The sequence below is a fragment of the Microbacterium sp. NPDC059771 genome (genome assembly GCF_042732495.1).
GTDB classification, from domain to species: Bacteria; Actinomycetota; Actinomycetes; order Actinomycetales; family Microbacteriaceae; genus Microbacterium; species Microbacterium sufflavum.
Genome location: NZ_JBHWHK010000001.1, coordinates 1278226 through 1296576, shown reverse-complemented (window position 1 = coordinate 1296576; position 18351 = coordinate 1278226). Strand labels below are relative to the sequence as shown.

Here is an 18351-nt window from a genome sequence, read left to right as displayed (position 1 = left end):
AGCGAGCCGACCAGACTATCAGGATGCTGCGGCCGAGGAGGTCCGGGTCAGTCCGCGCGGCTCAGGGTCTGCAGCACCTCGGTTTTCGGCGCCGCCGGCAGGACGAAGCGGAACTCGGTCCCCACGCCCTCCTGACTCGTCACGTCCATCGAACCGCCGTGCGCCAGCACGATCGCGCGGGTGATCGTGAGGCCGAGCCCCACGCCGGGCACGGCATTCCGCGTGGCCGTCGAGGCCCGGAAGAACCGCGTGAAGAGCATGCCCTGCTCGTCCTCCGGGATCCCGACGCCGGTGTCCGCGACCGAGATCTGCACGCCGCCGTCCACGCGCCGCACGGCCGCCGTGACCCGGCCGCCGCTCGGCGTGAACTTGATCGCGTTCGACAGGAGATTGTCGACGGCCTGCCCGATCCGCCCCGGATCCACGAGCAGCCGGATCGGCTCGTCGCCCGCGTCCGCCACCAGCTCGATGCCCTCCCGCTGCGCGTGCGGGCCCGCGGATGCGACCGCCGACCGCACGAGCTCGGCGACGTCGGCCTCCACGCGCTCCAACGGGAAGCGCCCCGACTCCACCTGGGCGGTGAACAGCAGGTCGCCCACCAGGTTGAGCAGGCGCTTCGCGTTGCGCTCGATGATCCCGACGAACTCCTGCTGATCCTCGGTCAGCGGCTGGCCCGGATCGTTCTGCAGCAGGTCGAGGAAGCCGATGATCGCGCTGAGCGGCGTGCGCAGCTCGTGCGAGATCATGCCCACGAACTCGTCCTTCATGCGGGCCACCTCCACCGCCCGCGTCTCATCGGTCAGCACGAACAGGTAGCCCTGCTGGGCACCGGAGCCGTCCTTATGCGGACTCACCGTCACCCGCGCGGGAACGGTCGTGCCGCCCGCCGTGGTGACCTCCACATCGCCGTCGACCGTGACCCCCTCGTCGGCCTGCGCGAACAGCGCCCGGATGCCCTCGGGCGCCGGCCCCGCACTCGCCCCCGCGAGGGACGCCTCACCCGACGCCTCCCGTCGCGCCGCCGTGTCCTCCGCCAGCATCGACAGCACCGTTCGGGAGAAGAACCGGTCGATGCGAACGTCGTCGAGTGCCTCGTCGACCGTGAGCCCGAGCAGCCGCACGGCCCCGGGATTCCACGCCGTGATGCGCCCCGCGCGGTCGGTGGCGATCACGGCCTGCGCGGTGATCGACGACCACAGGCTCTCGAACGAGTCCAGCAGCACCCGGTACTCGTGCTCCTTCTGCCGCAGCTGCACGATCATCGCCACGTTCTCGGACAGCGCCCTGGTGCGCTCGGTCACCAGATCCTCGGCCTGCTCCACCCGCATCCTCTGCTGCCGCGACAGCTCGTTCACCACGGCGGCGACCGCCGCGAACACGAGCGGCCCCACCACGCCGCGCAGCCACACGACGGCGTTCGACGGCGGGTCGGTGATGTACGGCATGAGCAGGGCGAGCGACGACAGCGCGCCGACCACGAACACCCACCGGATGCCGGGGGCGGCCGCGATCCAGATGATCGGCAGCAGCACGAGGGAGCTGAACAGCGATGCCGCCCCGCCCGTCCCCGCACGGAAGAGGCCGAGCCCCACGATGTCGAGCATGGGGACCGCCAGCACGATCCAGCCCTCGCGCACGTGCAGGGCGCTGAGCACCCCGGCCTGCAGCGTGGCCAGCAGCACGATGCCGATGCCGATCAGCGCCGCGCCGAGGTGCGTGAACGGCAGGCCGGGGATGGCCCACGTCATGCTGCCCGCGATCACCGTCGCGACCAGCGTGGGCGCCTGCTTGACGATCGGGCTCGGGTTGTCGAACACCCGGTACCAGCGGCTCTCGGCGCGCTCGAGCGGCGTGGCCCTCATCGCGGCACCCCCTCGACCACGCGGTGCAGGTCGGCCCCCGTGACGGGTTTCGGCAGCGCCGCGTCCGCCGGCGGGTAGTCCGCGACATCGAGCACGGAGCTGACCACGAGGTAGCAGTCGGGGAAGCGCTCGTGGATGAGACGCGAGCAGGCGTGACCGGAGATGCCGGGGAGCAGCAGATCGAGCACGGCGACGACCGGATGGATGTCGGGGAAGGCGGCGATCGCGGACTCGGCATCGGGCGCGATGAAGACGTCGAAGCCCTCCCGGTCGAGGTACCGCCCCAGGAGCGTCGCCTGATCGGCCGCGTCCTCGACCACGAGCGCCAGCGGCCTCCCGGTCATCGGAGAAGCAGCTCTCGCACGACCACGATCACGACCACGATGCCGAGGGAGATCAGGGCCTGCGGGATAAGCCGCTTCTCGCGCCGGGCGTCCTCGGCGATCTCCTCGACCTCGGCGTCATGCGAAGGTGCGTCCGTCATGAGTCCACCCGTCCGACCTTCTCGGTCTTGATCCACGAGGCGTCGGCGCGGCGCCACTCCTTGAGGTACGAGTCCACCGTGATCGCGCACAGCAGGGAGCCATAGCCGCACACGTAGAGGAGCAGCCCCGCGAAGAAACGCCCTCCGGGCAGGGGCTCGACGGCACGCGCCAGCCAGATGCCGAGCATCGACACGGGGCCCCACAGGTAGAAGAACAGCAGCCACCCGAATCGCGCCTGATCCGTCGCCTCTTCGCCGAAGAGGTTCAGCAAACCGTCGAGCGTCCACGGGAACAGCGCGATGAACATCAGGATCAGCGCGCCGAGGCCGGGGAACATGATCGCCTCGCGCCACGACTGCCGGCCGATCCGCGGGTCGAGCTGCACGGAGTACAGCATCGAGAAGATGTAGATGCATGCGGCGGCGATCCACATGAAGCGGAACACGAACTCGGCGATGTCGCTGTGCAGCAGCAGGAGCGCGATCAGGCCGGCGGCGGCGAGCAGCATGAACGCCGGCAGCAGCAGGATCGTGAACCACGCCAGGCCGAAGCCGACGCTGCCGAGGTTGTGATCGCGGCTCGGGCGGAACCACAGCTTCTTGTAGATGGACGTCAGCTGCACGTTGCCGCGAGCCCACCGCAGCCGCTGCTTCCACAGGCTGTCGATCGTGCGCGGCTCCTCCGCGAGCACCACGGCGTGCGGCTCGAACACCATCCGGCGTCCGTGGAGCTGGCTCTCGAACGTGGTCATCGTGTCCTCGGCGAGGGTCCCCGTCGGGATGCGACCGCCGATGGCCTCCAGGTTCGCGCGGGAGTGCAGCTGGGCGCCGCCCGCGAGGCACGCGATGGCGCCGCCGACGTTCTGCACGCGGCGGGCCGAGAGCTGTCCGATCACGTACTCGATCGCGATGAAGCGCGTCAGGTAGTTGCGGTCGCGGCTGCCCTCCGCGATGTACGCCGTGACCGCGCCGACCTTCTCGTCGGCGAGGTGACGCGTGACCTTGCGCAGCGAGTCGCGCGCGAAGATCACGTCGGCGTCCATGATGAGCACGGCCTCGGTCCAGTCGTCCGCGAGCACCACGTCGAGCCCGTGGTTGAGCGTGTGCGCCTTGCCCTGGCCGCCCTGCTCGCGCCGCAGATGCACGACCCGTCCGGGGTATGCCGCGGCCTTCTGCGCCACGATCTCGGGGGTGTCGTCGGTGGAGGCGTCGTCGACCACGAACACGCGCAGCCGCTCCGCCGGGTACTCCAGCTGCAGCAGCCTCTCGATCGCGGGGCCGATCACCATGCCCTCGTTCCACGCCGGGATCACCACCGCGACGTTCGGATGGTACGGGGCGGCCTTCGGGTAGTGGTTCCGGAACGCGTGCAGCGGGAGCGCCAAGAACTGCAGGCCCGTGTTGATGACGGGCAGCGTGCCCACGAGCACGCACAGCAGCAGGACGACCACGATCACGGTCTCGTACCAGGCGAGGTCGGGCATCAGCCGGTCACCTCCACGCCGTCGAGCAACGGAAGGATGCGGGAGTAGCGGCCGACGTCGGTGGCCACGTGACTGTCGGTCGACGCCACGACCTCGGCGCCCGCGTCACGCAGGGCGGCCAGTGCGTCGGGCCCGGGGCACGCCCACTTCTCGTTCACCTCGACGAGCGTGCCGGTGGCCGCGGCGGCGCGTGCCCACTCGCGCAGCCGTTCGGCGCCCAGCTGCTCCTCGGACAGGCCGATCTTGGGCAGGATCGAGAAGCAGTGCGCGAGCTGGTTGCCGGGGTGGCGGTGCATGGTCGCCACGACGGCCCCCACGAAGTGGTCGAGCGCGTCGTCGGCCGCCCAGCCCGCGGCGATGCGTTCGCGGACGGCGGTGGGGCCGAGCGGCCCGTCCTCGCCCGGGAACTGGTGGTCGGCGATCAGGATGCGGTCGATGCCGGCGGGGAGCGCGGGGATGTCGAGCGCTCCGGACGCGTCGAGGATCTTGGCCTCCACGCCCGTCAGCACCGTGAGCCCGTCCGGCACCCGCAGGGCGCGGACGGCGGCGAGGTACTCCGGCACCCAGGTCGTGCTCTGGCGCACGTGATCCACCAGGCGCACGGTGTCGAGCCCCGCGGCGACCGCGGCCGCCACGTTCTCCTCGAGTGTGGAGACCGCGTCGTCGGAGAAGGTGGAGTGCACGTGATGGTCCCCCCGGAGCACCGCGTGACTCATACGTCCTCCTGATGACCGGCGTGCTCCGAGACGAGCACGTCGTCGACCTCGACGATCACGTCTTCCAGGAACCGCACCGACGCGACCTCGCGGAACGGCACCTGCACGGGCAGCTCGCGGCCCAGGAACAGGTCGGCGACCAGCGACGGGATGTCCACGCCGGCGGCGATCGTCAGCGGGAGCGCGCCGGGGAAGCGCGGGTTGACCTCGAGCAGCACGGCACGGCCGTCGCGGTCGCGGCGCAGCTGCACGTTGGCGACGCCCACCAGGCCGATCGCCCGGGCGATCGCGGACGCGGTCTCCTCCAGCTCGGGGTCGCGCAGGGTGCGTCCGGCGATCGCGACGCCCGAGTCGACCCTGGCCCTGGTGCGCGGCACCGCGGCGACGACCGCACCGGAGGCGTCGGAGATCACGTCGACCGAGTACTCCTCGCCGGGCAGGAAGTCCTGCACGATGAGGCCCTCGTCGGTCGGCAGGGCGTCGAGCGCGGCGCGGTCGGGCACGAGGCGGATGCCCCGGCTGCCCGCTCCCTGGCGCGGCTTGGCGAACACCGGGAACTCCCAGTCGACCGCGGCCGCGTCGGGACCGGCGAGCACGGTGCGCGGGGTGCGTCCGGTCGGGGCGCAGCGCTCCGCGAGGGCGAGCTTGTCGAGGGCCGTGTGCAGCGTGTCCGACGACGGCGCGGCCAGCACCGCGGGAGCCAGCTCGTCTCGGCGGTCCGCGAGCGCGATGAGCTCCACGTCGACGGTGGAGATCACGAGGTCGAGGTCGTCCTCGGCCACGAGTCGCGCGATCGCGGGCACGAAGTCGTCGTCGCGTCCGGGCGGCACCAGGCGACGCTGCTCCGGCGGCACCAGGTAGATCCCGCTCGCCCAGCCGTCCATGTCGGCGGCGAACACCGTCAGGTCGGAGCGACGGAGCAGGGAGCGGATCACCGCCACCCCGGCCGGTCCGCCCGCCCCGGTCACCAGCACGCGCTGCGTCATTCAGCTCTCCCGTCGTGTGAGTTCGTGTGCGCCGACGAACTCCGCCGTCTCGCGCACCACTTCCAGCGGCTCCACCGCGTCGCCCCCGCCGAATCGCGACCAGTACCGCGCGGTCGCGGTGACGAACTCGGGGGCGAGGTAGTCACGGCTCGCGGCGGCCTGCGACTGGAAGCACTCCAGCAGACGCAGCTTCTCGTCGAGGAAGCGGTCGATGCGCACGAAGCGCGTCGGTCGGTAGTCGATCGTCGAGGAGGGGCTCTGGTAGCACGCGACCGTGCCGACACGACGGGTCGCGACGATCGTGGCCTCGCTCACGGCGCGATGGTCCTGGTGCCGATCGTGCGGGGAGTGCGTGTAGACGATGGTCGGATGGATCTCGCGCACGACCTCTTCGATCAGCCGCACGGTGGAGCCGCCGCCGGAGATCTCCGTGTCGACGAGGTCTTTCAGGAACAGGCGGGCGCCGATCCGCTCGGCCGCGGCGAGCGACTCGTTCTGGCGGCTGTCGGCGTCTCCGCCCCTGGCTCCGCGGGACAGGGTGAGGATCGTGATCGCGTCTCCCGCGGCGGCGTGGGCCGCGAGGATGCCGCCGACCCCGATCTCGACGTCGTCGGGGTGGGCGCCGATCGCGAGCACCACCTCGGTCGTCCTCGCCTCCTCGCGTCGCCGTCGGCCCTCCTCCACCAGGCGGGTCACGGCTTCCACGAGCCGGGCGTTGTCGAGCGGCTTGGTGAGGAACTCGTCGGCCTGCGCGCGCAAGGCGGACACGGCGTATTCGACCGAGACGTGCGCGGTCATCACGATCACCGGCACGGTGGGGATCGTGCGGCGCAGCTCGGCGAGCAGCTCGAGGCCGCTGAGACCCGGCATCTCGATGTCTGTGACGACCACGTCGGGGCGCACCTCGGCGACGCGGTCGATCGCGGAGCGCCCGTCTTCCGCGAGGTCGACGATGCAGCCGGCACGGCGCTCCAGCACGCTCTTCACCAGCAGGGCGACATCGTGGTCGTCGTCGACGACGAGAATGCGGGGGGCGTCCTCAGACATGTACGGCTCTCCTTGGGGAGCTTCCCTGCCGGTGGGGGCCGGCGTCGCGATCCCGGTGCCTTCATCACCGGATCCGCGGGGAAAGTCGAGCGGGGTACGTCGATTCTGGCACAGGCGGGCAGACCCGGCCGCGCAGCGGCGTCAGGTCGCCGCCCGCGCCGCCCGCTTCTCCTGCTGGTACACCCGGATGGCTTCGTACCGCTCGGCCGAGCGGGCCTGGCGCTTGGCCGCCTCCGCCTCCCGGTTCTTGGGCGGCGCGGTCGTCACGAGGTCGTCCAGCAGCCGTCGCGTGGCCGCAGCGATCTCCTCGACGGCGCGATCGAACACGTCCCTGTTGACGCGCGAGGGCGCCGTCGCCCCGGAGATCTTGCGGACGAACTGGAGCGCCGCGTCGTGGCACTCCTCATCGGTCGCCGCGGGGGCCAGGTTGTTCAGGGGCACGATGTTCCGGCACATACCCGCACGCTACGCCCCGCCCCTCCCCCGCGGAAGCACAGACGAGCACCCGCCACAATCACAGGCATTGGGGCACGCTCACCGGAACCGCGGATTTCGCCGAGGTTATCGTGGCTCATGTCGTACCGAACAACACCTTGTACATCTACCCCTGACCCGGAGTGAGCATGTCATCGACCAGCTTCGACGTTTCCCGTGAACTGGCTCGCCTCCTCGAAGAAGGTGCCATCACGATGAAGGCGCTCGAGGCGATGACGGGTATCGATCACGTGAGGCTGCGGAAGGTCCTCGTCGTAGCACCGGCGGCCGTCGGAATGGACTCGTCACCGGCTGTGCTCACCGGGCACGAAGCGGCTCGTCTCTCCGCGCTCGTGGCCCAACTCACGGAAGCCAGCGGGATCGGCGACGATGATCGGCTCCGCGCGACCCTCGAGTCCCTCACCGGAGCACTGCACCTCACCCCGGGGAACATCGCGCGATTGACCGGTCTCTCCACGGAGGTCGTCCAGACCGTGCTCGCCGGTGACCGCCCGCTGTCGAGTAGCGAGAAGTATGTCGTCGCCATCCGGTGCTCGTACCTCGTGAACGCGGCGAACCTCGCACGACCGCGCTGACGCCCAGGGGATGGCACGCCGACGGCGCCGTCGCTACGCTCTGGGCTACGCACGCTCAACCGAGGAGAGATCATGACGAACCCCCCGCCCCCCGAGGCGTCGCAGCCCGACACCCCTCCCCCCGCCTGGAACAGCACCCCCGCGAACGACCCGGCCGCCGCGTACCCGCCGCCGCCCGGTCCCGCGGCTCCCGGCGCCTACGGCCAGACCGCGCCGGCCTCGCCTCCCGGACGCGTGCTGTCGATCGTCGGACTCGTGCTGGCGTTCCTGCTGCCGCCGATCGGCCTCATCCTCAGCATCATCGCCGCGGTGCAGCTGGGGAAGGCGCACGCGCCGAAGGGCCTCGCGATCGCCGGCATCATCGTCGGCGCGGTGCTGACCATCCTGGAGATCATCGGAATCATCCTGCTGGTGACCGTGTTCGCGGGCATCTTCGGGATGTGCGCCGAGCTCGGCCCCGGCGTGTGGGAGGTCGGCGGCGTCACCTACCGCTGCGGCTGAACCCGCAACACACACGCACGAGGGGCCGGATGCTGCGCGCATCCGGCCCCTCGTCGTCGCCCCGGTGCGGGGCGCTGTTCACTTCTTGTAGTTGGGCGCCTCGACCACGATCTGCACGTCGTGCGGGTGCGACTCCTTGAGCCCGGCCGAGGTGATGCGCACGAACTTGCCGCGGGCCTTGAGCTCCTCGATCGTGCGGGCGCCCACGTAGAACATCGACTGCCGCAGCCCGCCGACGAGCTGGTAGGCGACGGCGGAGAGCGGGCCGCGGTACGGCACCTGCCCCTCGATGCCCTCGGGGATCAGCTTGTCGTCGCTGGGCACGTCGGCCTGGAAGTAGCGGTCCTTGGAGTAGGAGGTCTGCTTGCCGCGGGTCTGCATCGCCCCGAGCGAGCCCATGCCGCGATACTGCTTGAACTGCTTGCCCGACTGGAACACGATCTCGCCCGGCGACTCGTCGGTACCGGCGAGCAGCGAACCGAGCATGACCGCGTCGGCGCCCGCGACGAGGGCCTTCGCGATGTCGCCCGAGTACTGCAGGCCACCGTCGGCGATCACGGGGATGCCGGCCGGACGGGCGGCGAGCGACGCCTCGTACACGGCGGTCACCTGCGGCACGCCGACGCCCGCGACCACGCGCGTGGTGCAGATGGAGCCGGGGCCGACGCCGACCTTGACCGCGTCGACGCCCGCGTCGACCAGCGCCTGTGCGCCCTCACGCGTCGCGACGTTGCCGCCGATCACATCGATGTGGGCGAAGGACTCGTCGGCCTTGAGGCGCTTGACCAGGTCGATCACGCCCTGCGACTGGCCGTTGGCGGTGTCGACCACGAGCACGTCGACGCCCGCGTCACGCAGCGCCTCGGCCCGCTCCCACGCGTCGCCGAAGAAGCCGATCGCCGCACCGACGCGCAGGCGGCCCTGGTCGTCCTTGGTCGCGAGCGGGTACTTCTCGCTCTTGTCGAAGTCCTTGATGGTGATGAGCCCGGCGAGCTTGCCGTCCTCGTCGATCAGCGGCAGCTTCTCCACGCGGTGCTTCGCGAACAGGGCGATGACCTCGCCCGCCGCGACGCCCACCGGTGCGGTGACGAGGTTCTCGCTCGTCATGACGTCTTTCACGAACGTGGTCTGACGCTCGAAACCCGAGACGAACCGCATGTCGCGGTTCGTGATGATGCCCACCAGGCGGCCCTCGGCGTCGACCACGGGAAGGCCGGAGATGCGGTACTTGGCGCACAGCGCGTCTACCTCCTCCACCGTCGCGTCGGCGGTCGTGGTGATGGGGTCGGTGATCATGCCCGACTCGCTGCGCTTGACCCGGTCGACGTGCGCGGCCTGATCCGCGATCGACAGGTTGCGGTGCAGGATGCCGATGCCACCCTCGCGCGCCATGGCGATGGCCATGCGCGACTCGGTGACGGTGTCCATGGCGCTGGACAGCAGAGGCGTCGCGACGGAGATGCGACGCGTGATCCGCGACGATGTGTCGGCCTCACTGGGGATGACGTCGGTATGCCCCGGCAGGAGCAGAACGTCATCGTAGGTCAGTCCGACGAAGCCGAAGGGATCGTGCTGGTCCATGGAATCTCCTCCTGCGCGCGTGGCGCGGGTCCGGGTGCGAGTGGGTGGTCGACATCGGCCGGGGCGGGGCTGAGCCCGTATGCAGATTCTAAGCGAGACACGCCCGAGAACATTCCCAGCGCCCCGTCGTTACCGGACCGTTGGCCGGGGAGGTAGGTGATTCGCGGATCGCCCATTACGCTCAAGTGCGTCGTCCATCCCCGCGGTTCGACCCGAGTCCGCGGAGACAGCACTCACAGTGGAGGTTGCGTGGGACCCACAGCACTCGCCGGACCGCGGAAGCGCCCCTGGGCTTTCGTCTTCTTGGGAATCCTCATGGCGCTCGCGGCCTCACTGCTGCTCCCTCCCTCGGCGGCCTCCGCCGACACCACCGACGACGGTCAAGAGGTCACCGACTTCTACTTCGCGGGTGTGGTGACCAACGCCGATGAGCCCGTCCAGGGTGTCGTCATGACGATCGAGGGCAACGGCTTCGAGGCCGAGACCGAGACCGACGCCGAGGGCAAGTGGCGTCTGTACGTGCCGGAGAAGGAGACGTACACCCTGACGGTGGACGAGTCCACGCTCCCCGACGGCGTGATCGTCGACGCCTCGCAGCTGCCGGAGGGCATCCAGCCGGTGTCGGGCACGACGGCCTCGTTCGAGCTCGAGTTCGGGCTCACCGGCACCAAGATCGTCAACCTCTTCCTCGGCGCGGGCGAGCGGGTCACGGTGTCGTTCCTCGATCAGCTGCTGTCGCGCATCGTCGGCGGCCTGAACTTCGGGCTCCTGCTCGGCCTCGCGTCGATGGGGGCGGCACTCATCTACGGCACCACACGGCTGTCGAACTTCGCGCACGGCGAGATGGTGACCTGGGGCGCCGTGATCACCCTCGTGTTCACGACCTTCTGGCAGCTGCCGCTGTGGGCGGGCATCATCGCGGCGGTGATCGGCGGCGCGGCCCTGGGCTGGGCGCTCGACGCCGGCATCTGGAAGCCGCTGCGCCGCAAGGGCCTCGGGGTGGTGCAGCTCATGATCGTGAGCATCGGCCTCTCGCTCGCGCTGCGGTACACGCTGCAGTACATCATCGGCGGCAACACCTACCAGCTCCCCGGCGCGAGCCCCGAGCCGATCCGCCTCGGGCCGATCTCGCTGTCGTACATCGACATGATCGGCATGGCCACCAGCATCATCGTCATCCTCGGCGTGGCGTTCTTCCTCACCCGCACCCGGACGGGCAAGGCGACGAGGGCGATCTCGGACAACCCGCAGCTCGCGGCCGCCTCCGGCATCGACGTCGACAAGGTCATCCGCATCGTATGGATCCTCGCCGGCACGCTCGCCGCCATCTCGGGCATCCTCTGGGCGTACTTCCGCCCGGGAGTGAAGTGGGACATGGGCATGCAGATGCTGCTGCTGATGTTCTGCGCCATCACCCTCGGCGGCCTGGGTTCGGCGATCGGCGCCCTGATCGGCTCGATCATCGTCGGGCTCGCGGTGGAGGTGTCCACGCTGCTGGGCGTCCCCTCCGACCTCAAGTACGCCAGCGCCCTGGTCGCGCTGATCATCATCCTGCTCGTGCGACCGCAGGGCATCCTCGGACGCAAGGAAAGGTTGGGCTGACACATGGACTTCGGAAGCATCTTCGGCAACACCGCCTCCTATCTGTTCAGCCCGACGACGATCGCGTACGCGCTCGCGGCGACCGGCCTCGCGGTGCACTTCGGCTACACGGGTCTGCTCAACTTCGGCATGGCCGCGTTCATGGCGATCGGCGGCTACGGCTACGCGATCTCGATCCTCACCTTCGGCTTCCCGTGGTGGGCCGGCGTGCTGGTCGGCGTGCTGGGTGGGGCCCTGTTCGCCCTGCTGCTCGGCATCCCCACGCTGCGCCTGCGCGCCGACTACCTCGCCATCGCGACCATCGCGGCCGCGGAGGTCGTGCGGCTCATGTTCGTGACGGAGCTGTTCAAGGACTGGACCAACTCCGCTGGCGGACTCTCCGGCTACCACCAGAGCTTCCGCGACGCGAACCCCTTCCCCACCGGCACGTACGGCTTCGGTCCCTGGACCTACAACGCGACCGACCTGTGGGTGCGCGTGGTCGGCCTGATCGCCCTGGCCCTCGCGGTGCTGGTGGTGTGGGCGCTCATGCGCAGCCCGTGGGGTCGCGTGCTCAAGGGCATCCGCGAGGACGAGGACGCGGTGCGCTCGCTCGGCAAGAACGTCTTCGCGTACAAGATGCAGGCGCTCGTGGTCGGTGGCATCATCGGCGCGCTCGGCGGCATCGTGTTCATCCTGCCGTCGGCCGTGATCCCCGGCAGCTACTCCACGTCGCTGACGTTCTTCCTGTGGACGATCCTGCTGCTCGGCGGCGCCGCGACGGTGCTCGGGCCCACGCTGGGCGCCGTGCTGTTCTGGATCGTGTTCGCGTTCCTCGGCGCGCTGCTGCCCGCCATGGCGAACGCCGGTTACCTGCCCATGTCGGGCGCGCAGGCCGATGTCGTGCGGTACATCCTCATCGGCATCGTGCTGATGCTGATCGTGATCTTCCGCCCGCAGGGCATCCTCGGAAACAAGAGGGAGATGACCTTTGTCAAGTGAGAACGACGCGGCGGTCACGCCCGCGAAGAGCACCCCGCGCGCCAAGACGACCGGCCTCACCGCCGGCCCCGCGGTGCCCGGCGTCAAGAAGGTCGACCCGATCCTCGTCGTGGACGCCGTGCAGCGGCGCTTCGGCGGCCTCACGGCCGTCGACGTCGACCACCTGGAGATCCCGCGCGGCGCCATCACGGCCCTGATCGGCCCGAACGGCGCCGGCAAGACGACGCTGTTCAACCTGCTGTGCGGCTTCGACAAGCCCAACAGCGGCACCTGGTCGTTCGACGGCACCAACCTCTCCGGCATCCCCTCCTTCAAGGTCGCCCGCATGGGGCAGGTGCGCACGTTCCAGCTCACCAAGTCGCTGTCGCTGCTGACCGTGCTGGAGAACATGAAGCTCGGCGCGAAGGACCAGCGCGGCGAGGGCTTCTGGGCCGGGCTCTTCCCCTTCCTCTGGCGCAAGCAGGACCAGGAGATCGAACAGCGCGCCCACGAGCTGCTGACGCGGTTCAAGCTCGACGCCAAGGAGCAGGACTTCGCGGCGTCGCTCTCCGGAGGCCAGCGCAAGCTGCTGGAGATGGCGCGCGCACTGATGAGCAACCCGACACTGGTGATGCTCGACGAGCCCATGGCCGGCGTGAACCCGGCGCTGACGCAGTCGCTGCTCGACCACATCCTCGACCTCAAGGACCTGGGCATGACGGTGCTGTTCGTGGAGCACGACATGCACATGGTGCGTCACATCGCCGACTGGGTGGTCGTGATGGCCGAGGGACGCGTCGTGGCCGAGGGGCCGCCGGACACCGTGATGGAGGACCCCGCGGTCGTCGACGCCTACCTGGGCGCGCATCAGGACGTGGACCTGGGTGCCGTGACCGGACGTCTGCCCGTGATCTCGGACGCCGACGCGGAGCGCATCCGCGAGCAGATCGAGACCGAGGTCGAAGCCGAGGTCGAGGCCGAAGAGGCCGAGGAGGAGAAGCCATGACCGACGCGCCCGTCGAGCGGAACGAGATCAAGAACGACGACGTGGTCGTCGAGCTCACCAACGTGCACGCCGGGTACCTCCCCGGGGTGAACATCCTCAACGGCGCGAACCTCGTGGCCCACAAGGGCGAGCTGATCGGCATCATCGGCCCCAACGGCGCCGGCAAGTCGACGCTGCTGAAGGCCATCTTCGGCATGGTGAACGTGCGCGACGGCGACATCACGGTCAAGGGCGAGAGCATCGTCGGCCTCAAGGCGGACAAGCTCGTGGCGCGCGGTGTCGCGTTCGTCCCGCAGACGAACAACGTGTTCCCGTCGCTCACGATCCAGGAGAACCTCGAGATGGGGCTCTACCAGAACCCGAAGATCTTCGCGGAGCGGCTGGAGTTCGTCTCCAGCATCTTCGGCGAACTCGGCAAGCGCCTCAAGCAGCGTGCCGGATCGCTGTCCGGCGGCGAGCGCCAGATGGTGGCCATGTCGCGCGCGCTCATGATGGACCCGTCGGTGCTGCTGCTCGACGAGCCGTCGGCCGGCCTCTCCCCCGTGCGGCAGGACGACGCGTTCATCCGCGTCTCCGACATCAACAAGGCGGGCGTGACCACGATCATGGTCGAGCAGAACGCGCGCCGCTGCCTGCAGATCTGCGACCGCGGCTACGTGCTCGATCAGGGCCGCGACGCCTACGAGGGCACGGGCCGCGAGCTGCTGAACGACCCCAAGGTCATCGGCCTCTACCTGGGAACGCTCGGCACCGACGCCGCCTGACACGCGCCGCGAAGGGCCCGGCATCCGCTGGATGCCGGGCCCTTCTGCGTGCGGAACGCGTCGCGCCGTGCCCGCCGTGGGACACGACGAAGGCCCCGAGCCGGAGCCCGGGGCCTTCGCTATGCGGCTTACTTGATCCGCGTGGTGGTGTTGTCTGCGCCGAACTCGTAGACGCCGATCGCGGCGCCCTTCGGGTCGTTGTTCTCGTCGAACGTGATCTCACCGGAGAGGCCGTCGTAGTCCGGCGTGCCTCCGTCGTTGATGATCGCGGCGCACTCGGCGAAGTCCTTGCACTTCTCGCCGTCGCCCTCGCCACCCGAGACGGTGATCATCTGCTCGGCGATGTCGGCACCCTCGACCGAGCCGGCCTTCAGGGCCGCCAGGGCGATCAGGATCACGGCGTCGTAGGCCTCGGCCGAGTAGGTCACGGCGTCGATCGGGTCGTTGCCGTCGGCCGTCCAGACCTCGTTGAGCTGGTCGAGGAAGTCCTGCGGCAGCTCGGCGCCGGCGCGCGTGCCCTTCGAACCCTCGAGGCTCACCGGGATGTCGGAGCCCCAGTCCTTCAGGTTTCCGTCGACCAGGTAGAGCGAGCCGGTGTCGATGCCCGCGTTGGCGAGCAGCGGCGCGATGGTCGCGAACTGGTCGTACGAGACCACGGCGACCGCGTCGGGCTTGGCGGCCGCGATCTCCGACACCTGGGCGTTGAACTGGCCGTCACCCTGGTTGTACGACGCGTCGGCGACGACCTCGCCGCCGGTGCCCTCGAACGTGGCCTTGATGGCCTCGAACAGGCCGGTGCCGTACGGGTCGTTCTGGTAGATGATGCCCAGCGTCTTGTGGCCATCCTCGGCGATCTGGTTGCCCAGCACCTCGCCCTGCAGGTTGTCGCTCGGCGCCGTGCGGAAGTACAGCGGGTTGATGCCCGTGAAGTCGGGCGACGTGTTCGACGGCGAGACGGTGAGGATGCCCGCACCGGCGTTGCTGTCGAGGATCAGCTTGGTGACGCTCGACGACGCGGCACCGATCATCGCGGTGATGCCCGCGTTCTGCAGGTTGGTGATCGACGTCTCGTAGGCCTTGTTGTCGAGGTCGCCCTCGTCGGCGGTGGTCAGGTCGATCGTGACACCGGCGTCGGCCTCGTTGATCTGCTGCACGGCGAGCTGCACGCCGGCTTCCATGGGAGCGCCGAGGAAGGCGAGCGATCCGGTGGCGGGCAGCAGCGAGCCGAGCTTGAGCGTCAGGTCGGCGGCCGGCTTGTCGCCGCCACCCTCCGACGGCTCGGCGTTCGGCGTGCTGCTGCAGCCGGCGATGACGATGGCGGATGCGCTGACCAGCGCGATCCCGGCGAAGACCTTCGCGGTGCGCGAGCCCTTCAGTGCGTTCATGGATGCTCCCTTGCGTGACTGAACGTGGATTGTGACCACAGGCGGGTGCTCTAACACTAGGGCGTGAGGTCAGCGCGCAGGGGGTGCAAGTATCTCGGTGCGTTAACGATCCGACACCGGGTGTCGCCGCGGTCGAGCCCGGGGATCAGAGCAGGGCGGCGCGCGCGATCCGGCGTCCCCGCCGCCCGGCCAGCAGCAGGTCGGCGACGAACACCGCGATCGCGATCCACACGAGCACGAACCCGATCCATCGCTCCGGCGGCATCGGCTCGTGCAGCACCACCACGCCGATCAGGAACTGCATGATCGGCGTGAGGAACTGGATCATGCCGATCACGGCCAGGTTCACGCGGCGCGTCCCCGCCGCGAACAACAGCAGCGGCACCGCCGTCGCGACGCCCGCGAAACCCAGCAGCAGCGCGTGCACCACACCGTTCGCGCCCATCGTGAGGCCGGAGGTCTGCGCCACCACCACCAGCTGCACCACCGCGATCGGCAGCAGCCAGAACGACTCCAGCGTGAGCCCGCTGACCGCGTCGACCGCCGGACCGATCTTCTTCTTGATGAGCCCGTACACACCGAACGAGGCGGTGAGCGACAGCGCGATCCACGGGAAGGAGCGGTACGCCACGATGATCACGACCACCGCGATCGCGGCGATGCCCACCGCGACCCACTGCAGGCGGCGGATGCGCTCCTTGAGCACGAACACCCCGAGCAGCACGGTCGTGATCGGGTTGATGAAGTAGCCCAGCGCCGTCTCGACCACGTTGCCGCTGAGCGTGCCCAGCAGGAACACCTGCCAGTTGATGTAGATGAGCAGACCGGCCAGTGCCGTCCACCCGAGCAGCCGGGGCGTGCGGAGGATCACGCGGATGGCCGCCCACCCGCGCGTGACCGTGAGCAGCAGCAGGCAGAACACGAAGGACAGCACCACGCGCCACGCGACGACCTCCCACGGGCCCGTCGGCGCCAGGAGCAGGAAGTACAGCGGCAGGACCCCCCACAGGACGTAGGCGGACGCGGCGTAGACGACGCCCGCGGTCGGGGTGGCGCGGGCGGTCTCGGGGGTCACCGCACAACCCTATGCCCGCGGCGCGACCCCACCGCGCCGGTCACCGGGCCGCTCGGGAAGATCGGCGGGAAGTGACCGACGATTGGCGGAAACGCAGAAGGGGTCCGGATGCCGTGGCATCCGGACCCCTTCGGATCCGTGGCCCCGCGCGCGGCGGGGACGGGATTCAGCTGATCAGCGGACGACGACCGCGAGGACGTCGCGAGCCGACAGGACGAGGAACTCGTCGGCGCCGAACTTCACCTCGGTGCCGCCGTACTTGCTGTAGAGCACGCGGTCGCCGACGGCGACGTCGAGCGGAACGCGGTTGCCGTTGTCGTCGATGCGGCCGGGGCCGACCGCCACGACCTCGCCCTCCTGGGGCTTCTCCTTGGCGGTGTCGGGGATGACCAGGCCACTCGCGGTGGTCTGCTCGGCCTCGACCTGCTTGATGACGATGCGGTCCTCGAGCGGCTTGATGGAAACCGACACGGTCTACCTCTTCTTTCTTGACGCTGACACGAAAGACTCGTTCGCACTCTCAACCCGAGAGTGCTAATGCCAGTGTAGGCGGTCGGCTGGCACTCATGCAATGCGAGTGCCAGCCCGGGAACGTCCGCCCCCGCGCGCCTAGGCTGAAGGCGTGGAGATGTCCGAGCTGCGTGCCCTGCTGACCCCCGCCGGCCTCGAACTGCTCGACGGCACCGGCGAGGTGGGCTCGACCGCAGAGGCCGCCGCCGCGGTGTCGCGTCTGCGCGCGGCCGGGCACTCCCCCGACCTCGTCTCCGCCGTGGTCGGCCAGGCGCACCTGCGGGCGAAGGCCGCCGCGAAGTTCGGCCCCTTCGCGGCCCGCATGCTGTTCACCAGGGCCGGCCTCGAACAGGCCACGCGCCTGGGTGTCGCCGCCCGGCACGCGCAGCGCCTGCGCAGCGCGGGGATGACGGCCGTGGCCGACCTCGGCTGCGGCATCGGCGGTGATGCGCTCGCGTTCGCGGGCGCCGGACTCGACGTGCTGGCGGTCGACGCCGATGAGGTCACCGCCGCGATCGCCGCCTACAACCTCGCGCCCTTCGGCGACAGCGTCACCGTGCGGCACGACACCGCGGAGGACGCACTCGGGGAGCCACGACCCGGCCGCGCCGTATGGATGGACCCCGCCCGCCGCACCTCTGGGCACAGTGAGACCCGCCGCGTCGCCGCGGACGACTACTCCCCCTCGCTCGACTGGGCCTTCGGGGTCGCCGCGCGGCAGCCCACAGGGATCAAGCTCGGCCCCGCGCACGACCGCGACGCCCTGCCCGACGACGCCGAGACGCAGTGGATCAGCGCCGACGGGAGCGTGGTCGAGCTCGTGGTGTGGACGCGCGAGCTCGCGCGAGACGGTGTGCGCCGCTCGGCGCTGCTCGTCCGCGGCGACCGGTCCCACGAGCTCACCGCCGCGGCGGATGCGGAGGACGCCCCGGTGCGCGACCTCGGCGCGTTCCTCCACGAGCCGGACGGCGCCGTGATCCGCGCCCGCCTGATCGGGGATGTCGCGCGCAGCCTCGACGCGGGCATGCTCGACCCCCGCATCGCCTACCTCACGTCGGACACCGCCCTGACGAGCCCGTTCGTGCAGAGCTTCCGCGTGCGGGACGTGCTGCCGATGAACACCAAGGGCATCAACGCGGCGTTGAAGGCGAACGGCATCGGGCGGCTGGAGATCAAGAAGCGCGGGGTGGACGTGGATCCCGCGGCGTTCCGGCGCACGCTCACGCTGAAGGGCGACGCCGAGGCGACCCTGATCCTCGTGCGGATCGGCGACCGGCGCCGCGCGATCCTCGCCGACCGGGTGTCCGCGGCCGACTGA

At 70.0% G+C, this 18351-nt stretch carries 19 protein-coding genes; 7 read left to right on the top strand and 12 right to left on the bottom strand.

Annotated features, from left to right (window positions below):
• Positions 1 to 47: 47 nt before the first annotated feature.
• From ACFV3I_RS06255 to ACFV3I_RS06220, 8 genes are all read right to left on the bottom strand, one after another.
• Positions 48 to 1862: a sensor histidine kinase gene (locus tag ACFV3I_RS06255; protein ID WP_378822559.1), complete on the bottom strand. Its 1815-nt coding sequence runs from the start codon at positions 1860 to 1862 to the stop codon at positions 48 to 50.
• Positions 1859 to 2206: a response regulator gene (locus ACFV3I_RS06250; RefSeq protein WP_136033572.1), complete on the bottom strand. Its 348-nt coding sequence runs from the start codon at positions 2204 to 2206 to the stop codon at positions 1859 to 1861. Before ACFV3I_RS06250 ends, ACFV3I_RS06255 begins: the two co-directional genes overlap by 4 nt.
• Positions 2203 to 2346 (bottom strand): hypothetical protein, encoded by a 144-nt coding sequence (locus tag ACFV3I_RS06245; protein ID WP_168387313.1) that lies wholly within the window; start codon positions 2344 to 2346, stop codon positions 2203 to 2205. Before ACFV3I_RS06245 ends, ACFV3I_RS06250 begins: the two co-directional genes overlap by 4 nt.
• Entirely contained in the window at positions 2343 to 3830 is a 1488-nt protein-coding gene (locus ACFV3I_RS06240) for a glycosyltransferase family 2 protein (protein ID WP_378822558.1), read from the bottom strand. The genes ACFV3I_RS06245 and ACFV3I_RS06240 overlap by 4 nt, the downstream gene beginning before the upstream one ends.
• The gene (locus ACFV3I_RS06235; protein WP_378822556.1) at positions 3830 to 4546 is read right to left on the bottom strand and encodes a PHP domain-containing protein; all 717 of its coding nucleotides are present in this window, start codon (positions 4544 to 4546) and stop codon (positions 3830 to 3832) included. The genes ACFV3I_RS06240 and ACFV3I_RS06235 overlap by 1 nt, the downstream gene beginning before the upstream one ends.
• Positions 4543 to 5532 carry an ATP-grasp domain-containing protein gene (locus tag ACFV3I_RS06230; RefSeq protein WP_136035182.1) on the bottom strand — a complete coding sequence of 330 codons (990 nt, stop codon included), beginning with the start codon at positions 5530 to 5532 and terminating at the stop codon, positions 4543 to 4545. The genes ACFV3I_RS06235 and ACFV3I_RS06230 overlap by 4 nt, the downstream gene beginning before the upstream one ends.
• Complete coding sequence (locus ACFV3I_RS06225; protein WP_378822555.1) at positions 5533 to 6579, bottom strand: response regulator; 1047 nt, start codon at positions 6577 to 6579, stop codon at positions 5533 to 5535.
• A gap of 141 nt (positions 6580 to 6720) precedes the next feature.
• Positions 6721 to 7035, bottom strand: a complete 315-nt coding sequence (locus tag ACFV3I_RS06220) for a DUF2277 domain-containing protein (RefSeq protein ID WP_136035184.1) — start codon at positions 7033 to 7035, stop codon at positions 6721 to 6723.
• A gap of 167 nt (positions 7036 to 7202) precedes the next feature.
• On the opposite strand from ACFV3I_RS06220, the gene ACFV3I_RS06215 reads away from it, so the two are divergent.
• Positions 7203 to 7649: an HTH domain-containing protein gene (locus tag ACFV3I_RS06215; RefSeq protein ID WP_378803466.1), complete on the top strand. Its 447-nt coding sequence runs from the start codon at positions 7203 to 7205 to the stop codon at positions 7647 to 7649.
• 72 nt (positions 7650 to 7721) lie between these two features.
• Positions 7722 to 8150, top strand: a complete 429-nt coding sequence (locus ACFV3I_RS06210) for a DUF4190 domain-containing protein (protein WP_136035186.1) — start codon at positions 7722 to 7724, stop codon at positions 8148 to 8150.
• Between the two features lie 78 nt (positions 8151 to 8228).
• On the opposite strand, the gene guaB is transcribed toward ACFV3I_RS06210, so the two are convergent.
• Positions 8229 to 9731, bottom strand: a complete 1503-nt coding sequence (gene guaB, locus ACFV3I_RS06205; RefSeq protein WP_136035187.1) for an IMP dehydrogenase — start codon at positions 9729 to 9731, stop codon at positions 8229 to 8231.
• A gap of 315 nt (positions 9732 to 10046) precedes the next feature.
• Between guaB and ACFV3I_RS06200 the strand changes: the two genes are divergently transcribed.
• The 4 genes from ACFV3I_RS06200 to ACFV3I_RS06185 are packed head-to-tail and all read left to right on the top strand — an operon-like array spanning position 10047 to position 14063.
• Positions 10047 to 11333 (top strand): branched-chain amino acid ABC transporter permease, encoded by a 1287-nt coding sequence (locus tag ACFV3I_RS06200; protein ID WP_378803465.1) that lies wholly within the window; start codon positions 10047 to 10049, stop codon positions 11331 to 11333.
• 3 nt (positions 11334 to 11336) lie between these two features.
• Entirely contained in the window at positions 11337 to 12314 is a 978-nt protein-coding gene (locus ACFV3I_RS06195) for a branched-chain amino acid ABC transporter permease (protein ID WP_136035189.1), read from the top strand.
• On the top strand, positions 12304 to 13299 hold the full coding sequence (locus tag ACFV3I_RS06190; protein ID WP_168387197.1) for an ABC transporter ATP-binding protein: 996 nt from the start codon (positions 12304 to 12306) through the stop codon (positions 13297 to 13299). The genes ACFV3I_RS06195 and ACFV3I_RS06190 overlap by 11 nt, the downstream gene beginning before the upstream one ends.
• On the top strand, positions 13296 to 14063 hold the full coding sequence (locus ACFV3I_RS06185) for an ABC transporter ATP-binding protein (RefSeq protein ID WP_136035190.1): 768 nt from the start codon (positions 13296 to 13298) through the stop codon (positions 14061 to 14063). Before ACFV3I_RS06190 ends, ACFV3I_RS06185 begins: the two co-directional genes overlap by 4 nt.
• 128 nt (positions 14064 to 14191) lie before the next feature.
• On the opposite strand, the gene ACFV3I_RS06180 is transcribed toward ACFV3I_RS06185, so the two are convergent.
• From ACFV3I_RS06180 to groES, 3 genes are all read right to left on the bottom strand, one after another.
• Complete coding sequence (locus ACFV3I_RS06180) at positions 14192 to 15448, bottom strand: ABC transporter substrate-binding protein (RefSeq protein ID WP_136035191.1); 1257 nt, start codon at positions 15446 to 15448, stop codon at positions 14192 to 14194.
• A 145-nt stretch (positions 15449 to 15593) separates the two neighbouring features.
• On the bottom strand, positions 15594 to 16523 hold the full coding sequence (rarD, locus tag ACFV3I_RS06175; protein WP_136035192.1) for an EamA family transporter RarD: 930 nt from the start codon (positions 16521 to 16523) through the stop codon (positions 15594 to 15596).
• Between the two features lie 174 nt (positions 16524 to 16697).
• A complete protein-coding gene (gene groES / locus ACFV3I_RS06170) occupies positions 16698 to 16994 on the bottom strand; it encodes a co-chaperone GroES (RefSeq protein ID WP_017203655.1) in 297 nt (98 codons plus the stop codon).
• A gap of 151 nt (positions 16995 to 17145) precedes the next feature.
• Between groES and ACFV3I_RS06165 the strand changes: the two genes are divergently transcribed.
• Complete coding sequence (locus tag ACFV3I_RS06165) at positions 17146 to 18351, top strand: SAM-dependent methyltransferase (protein WP_378803463.1); 1206 nt, start codon at positions 17146 to 17148, stop codon at positions 18349 to 18351.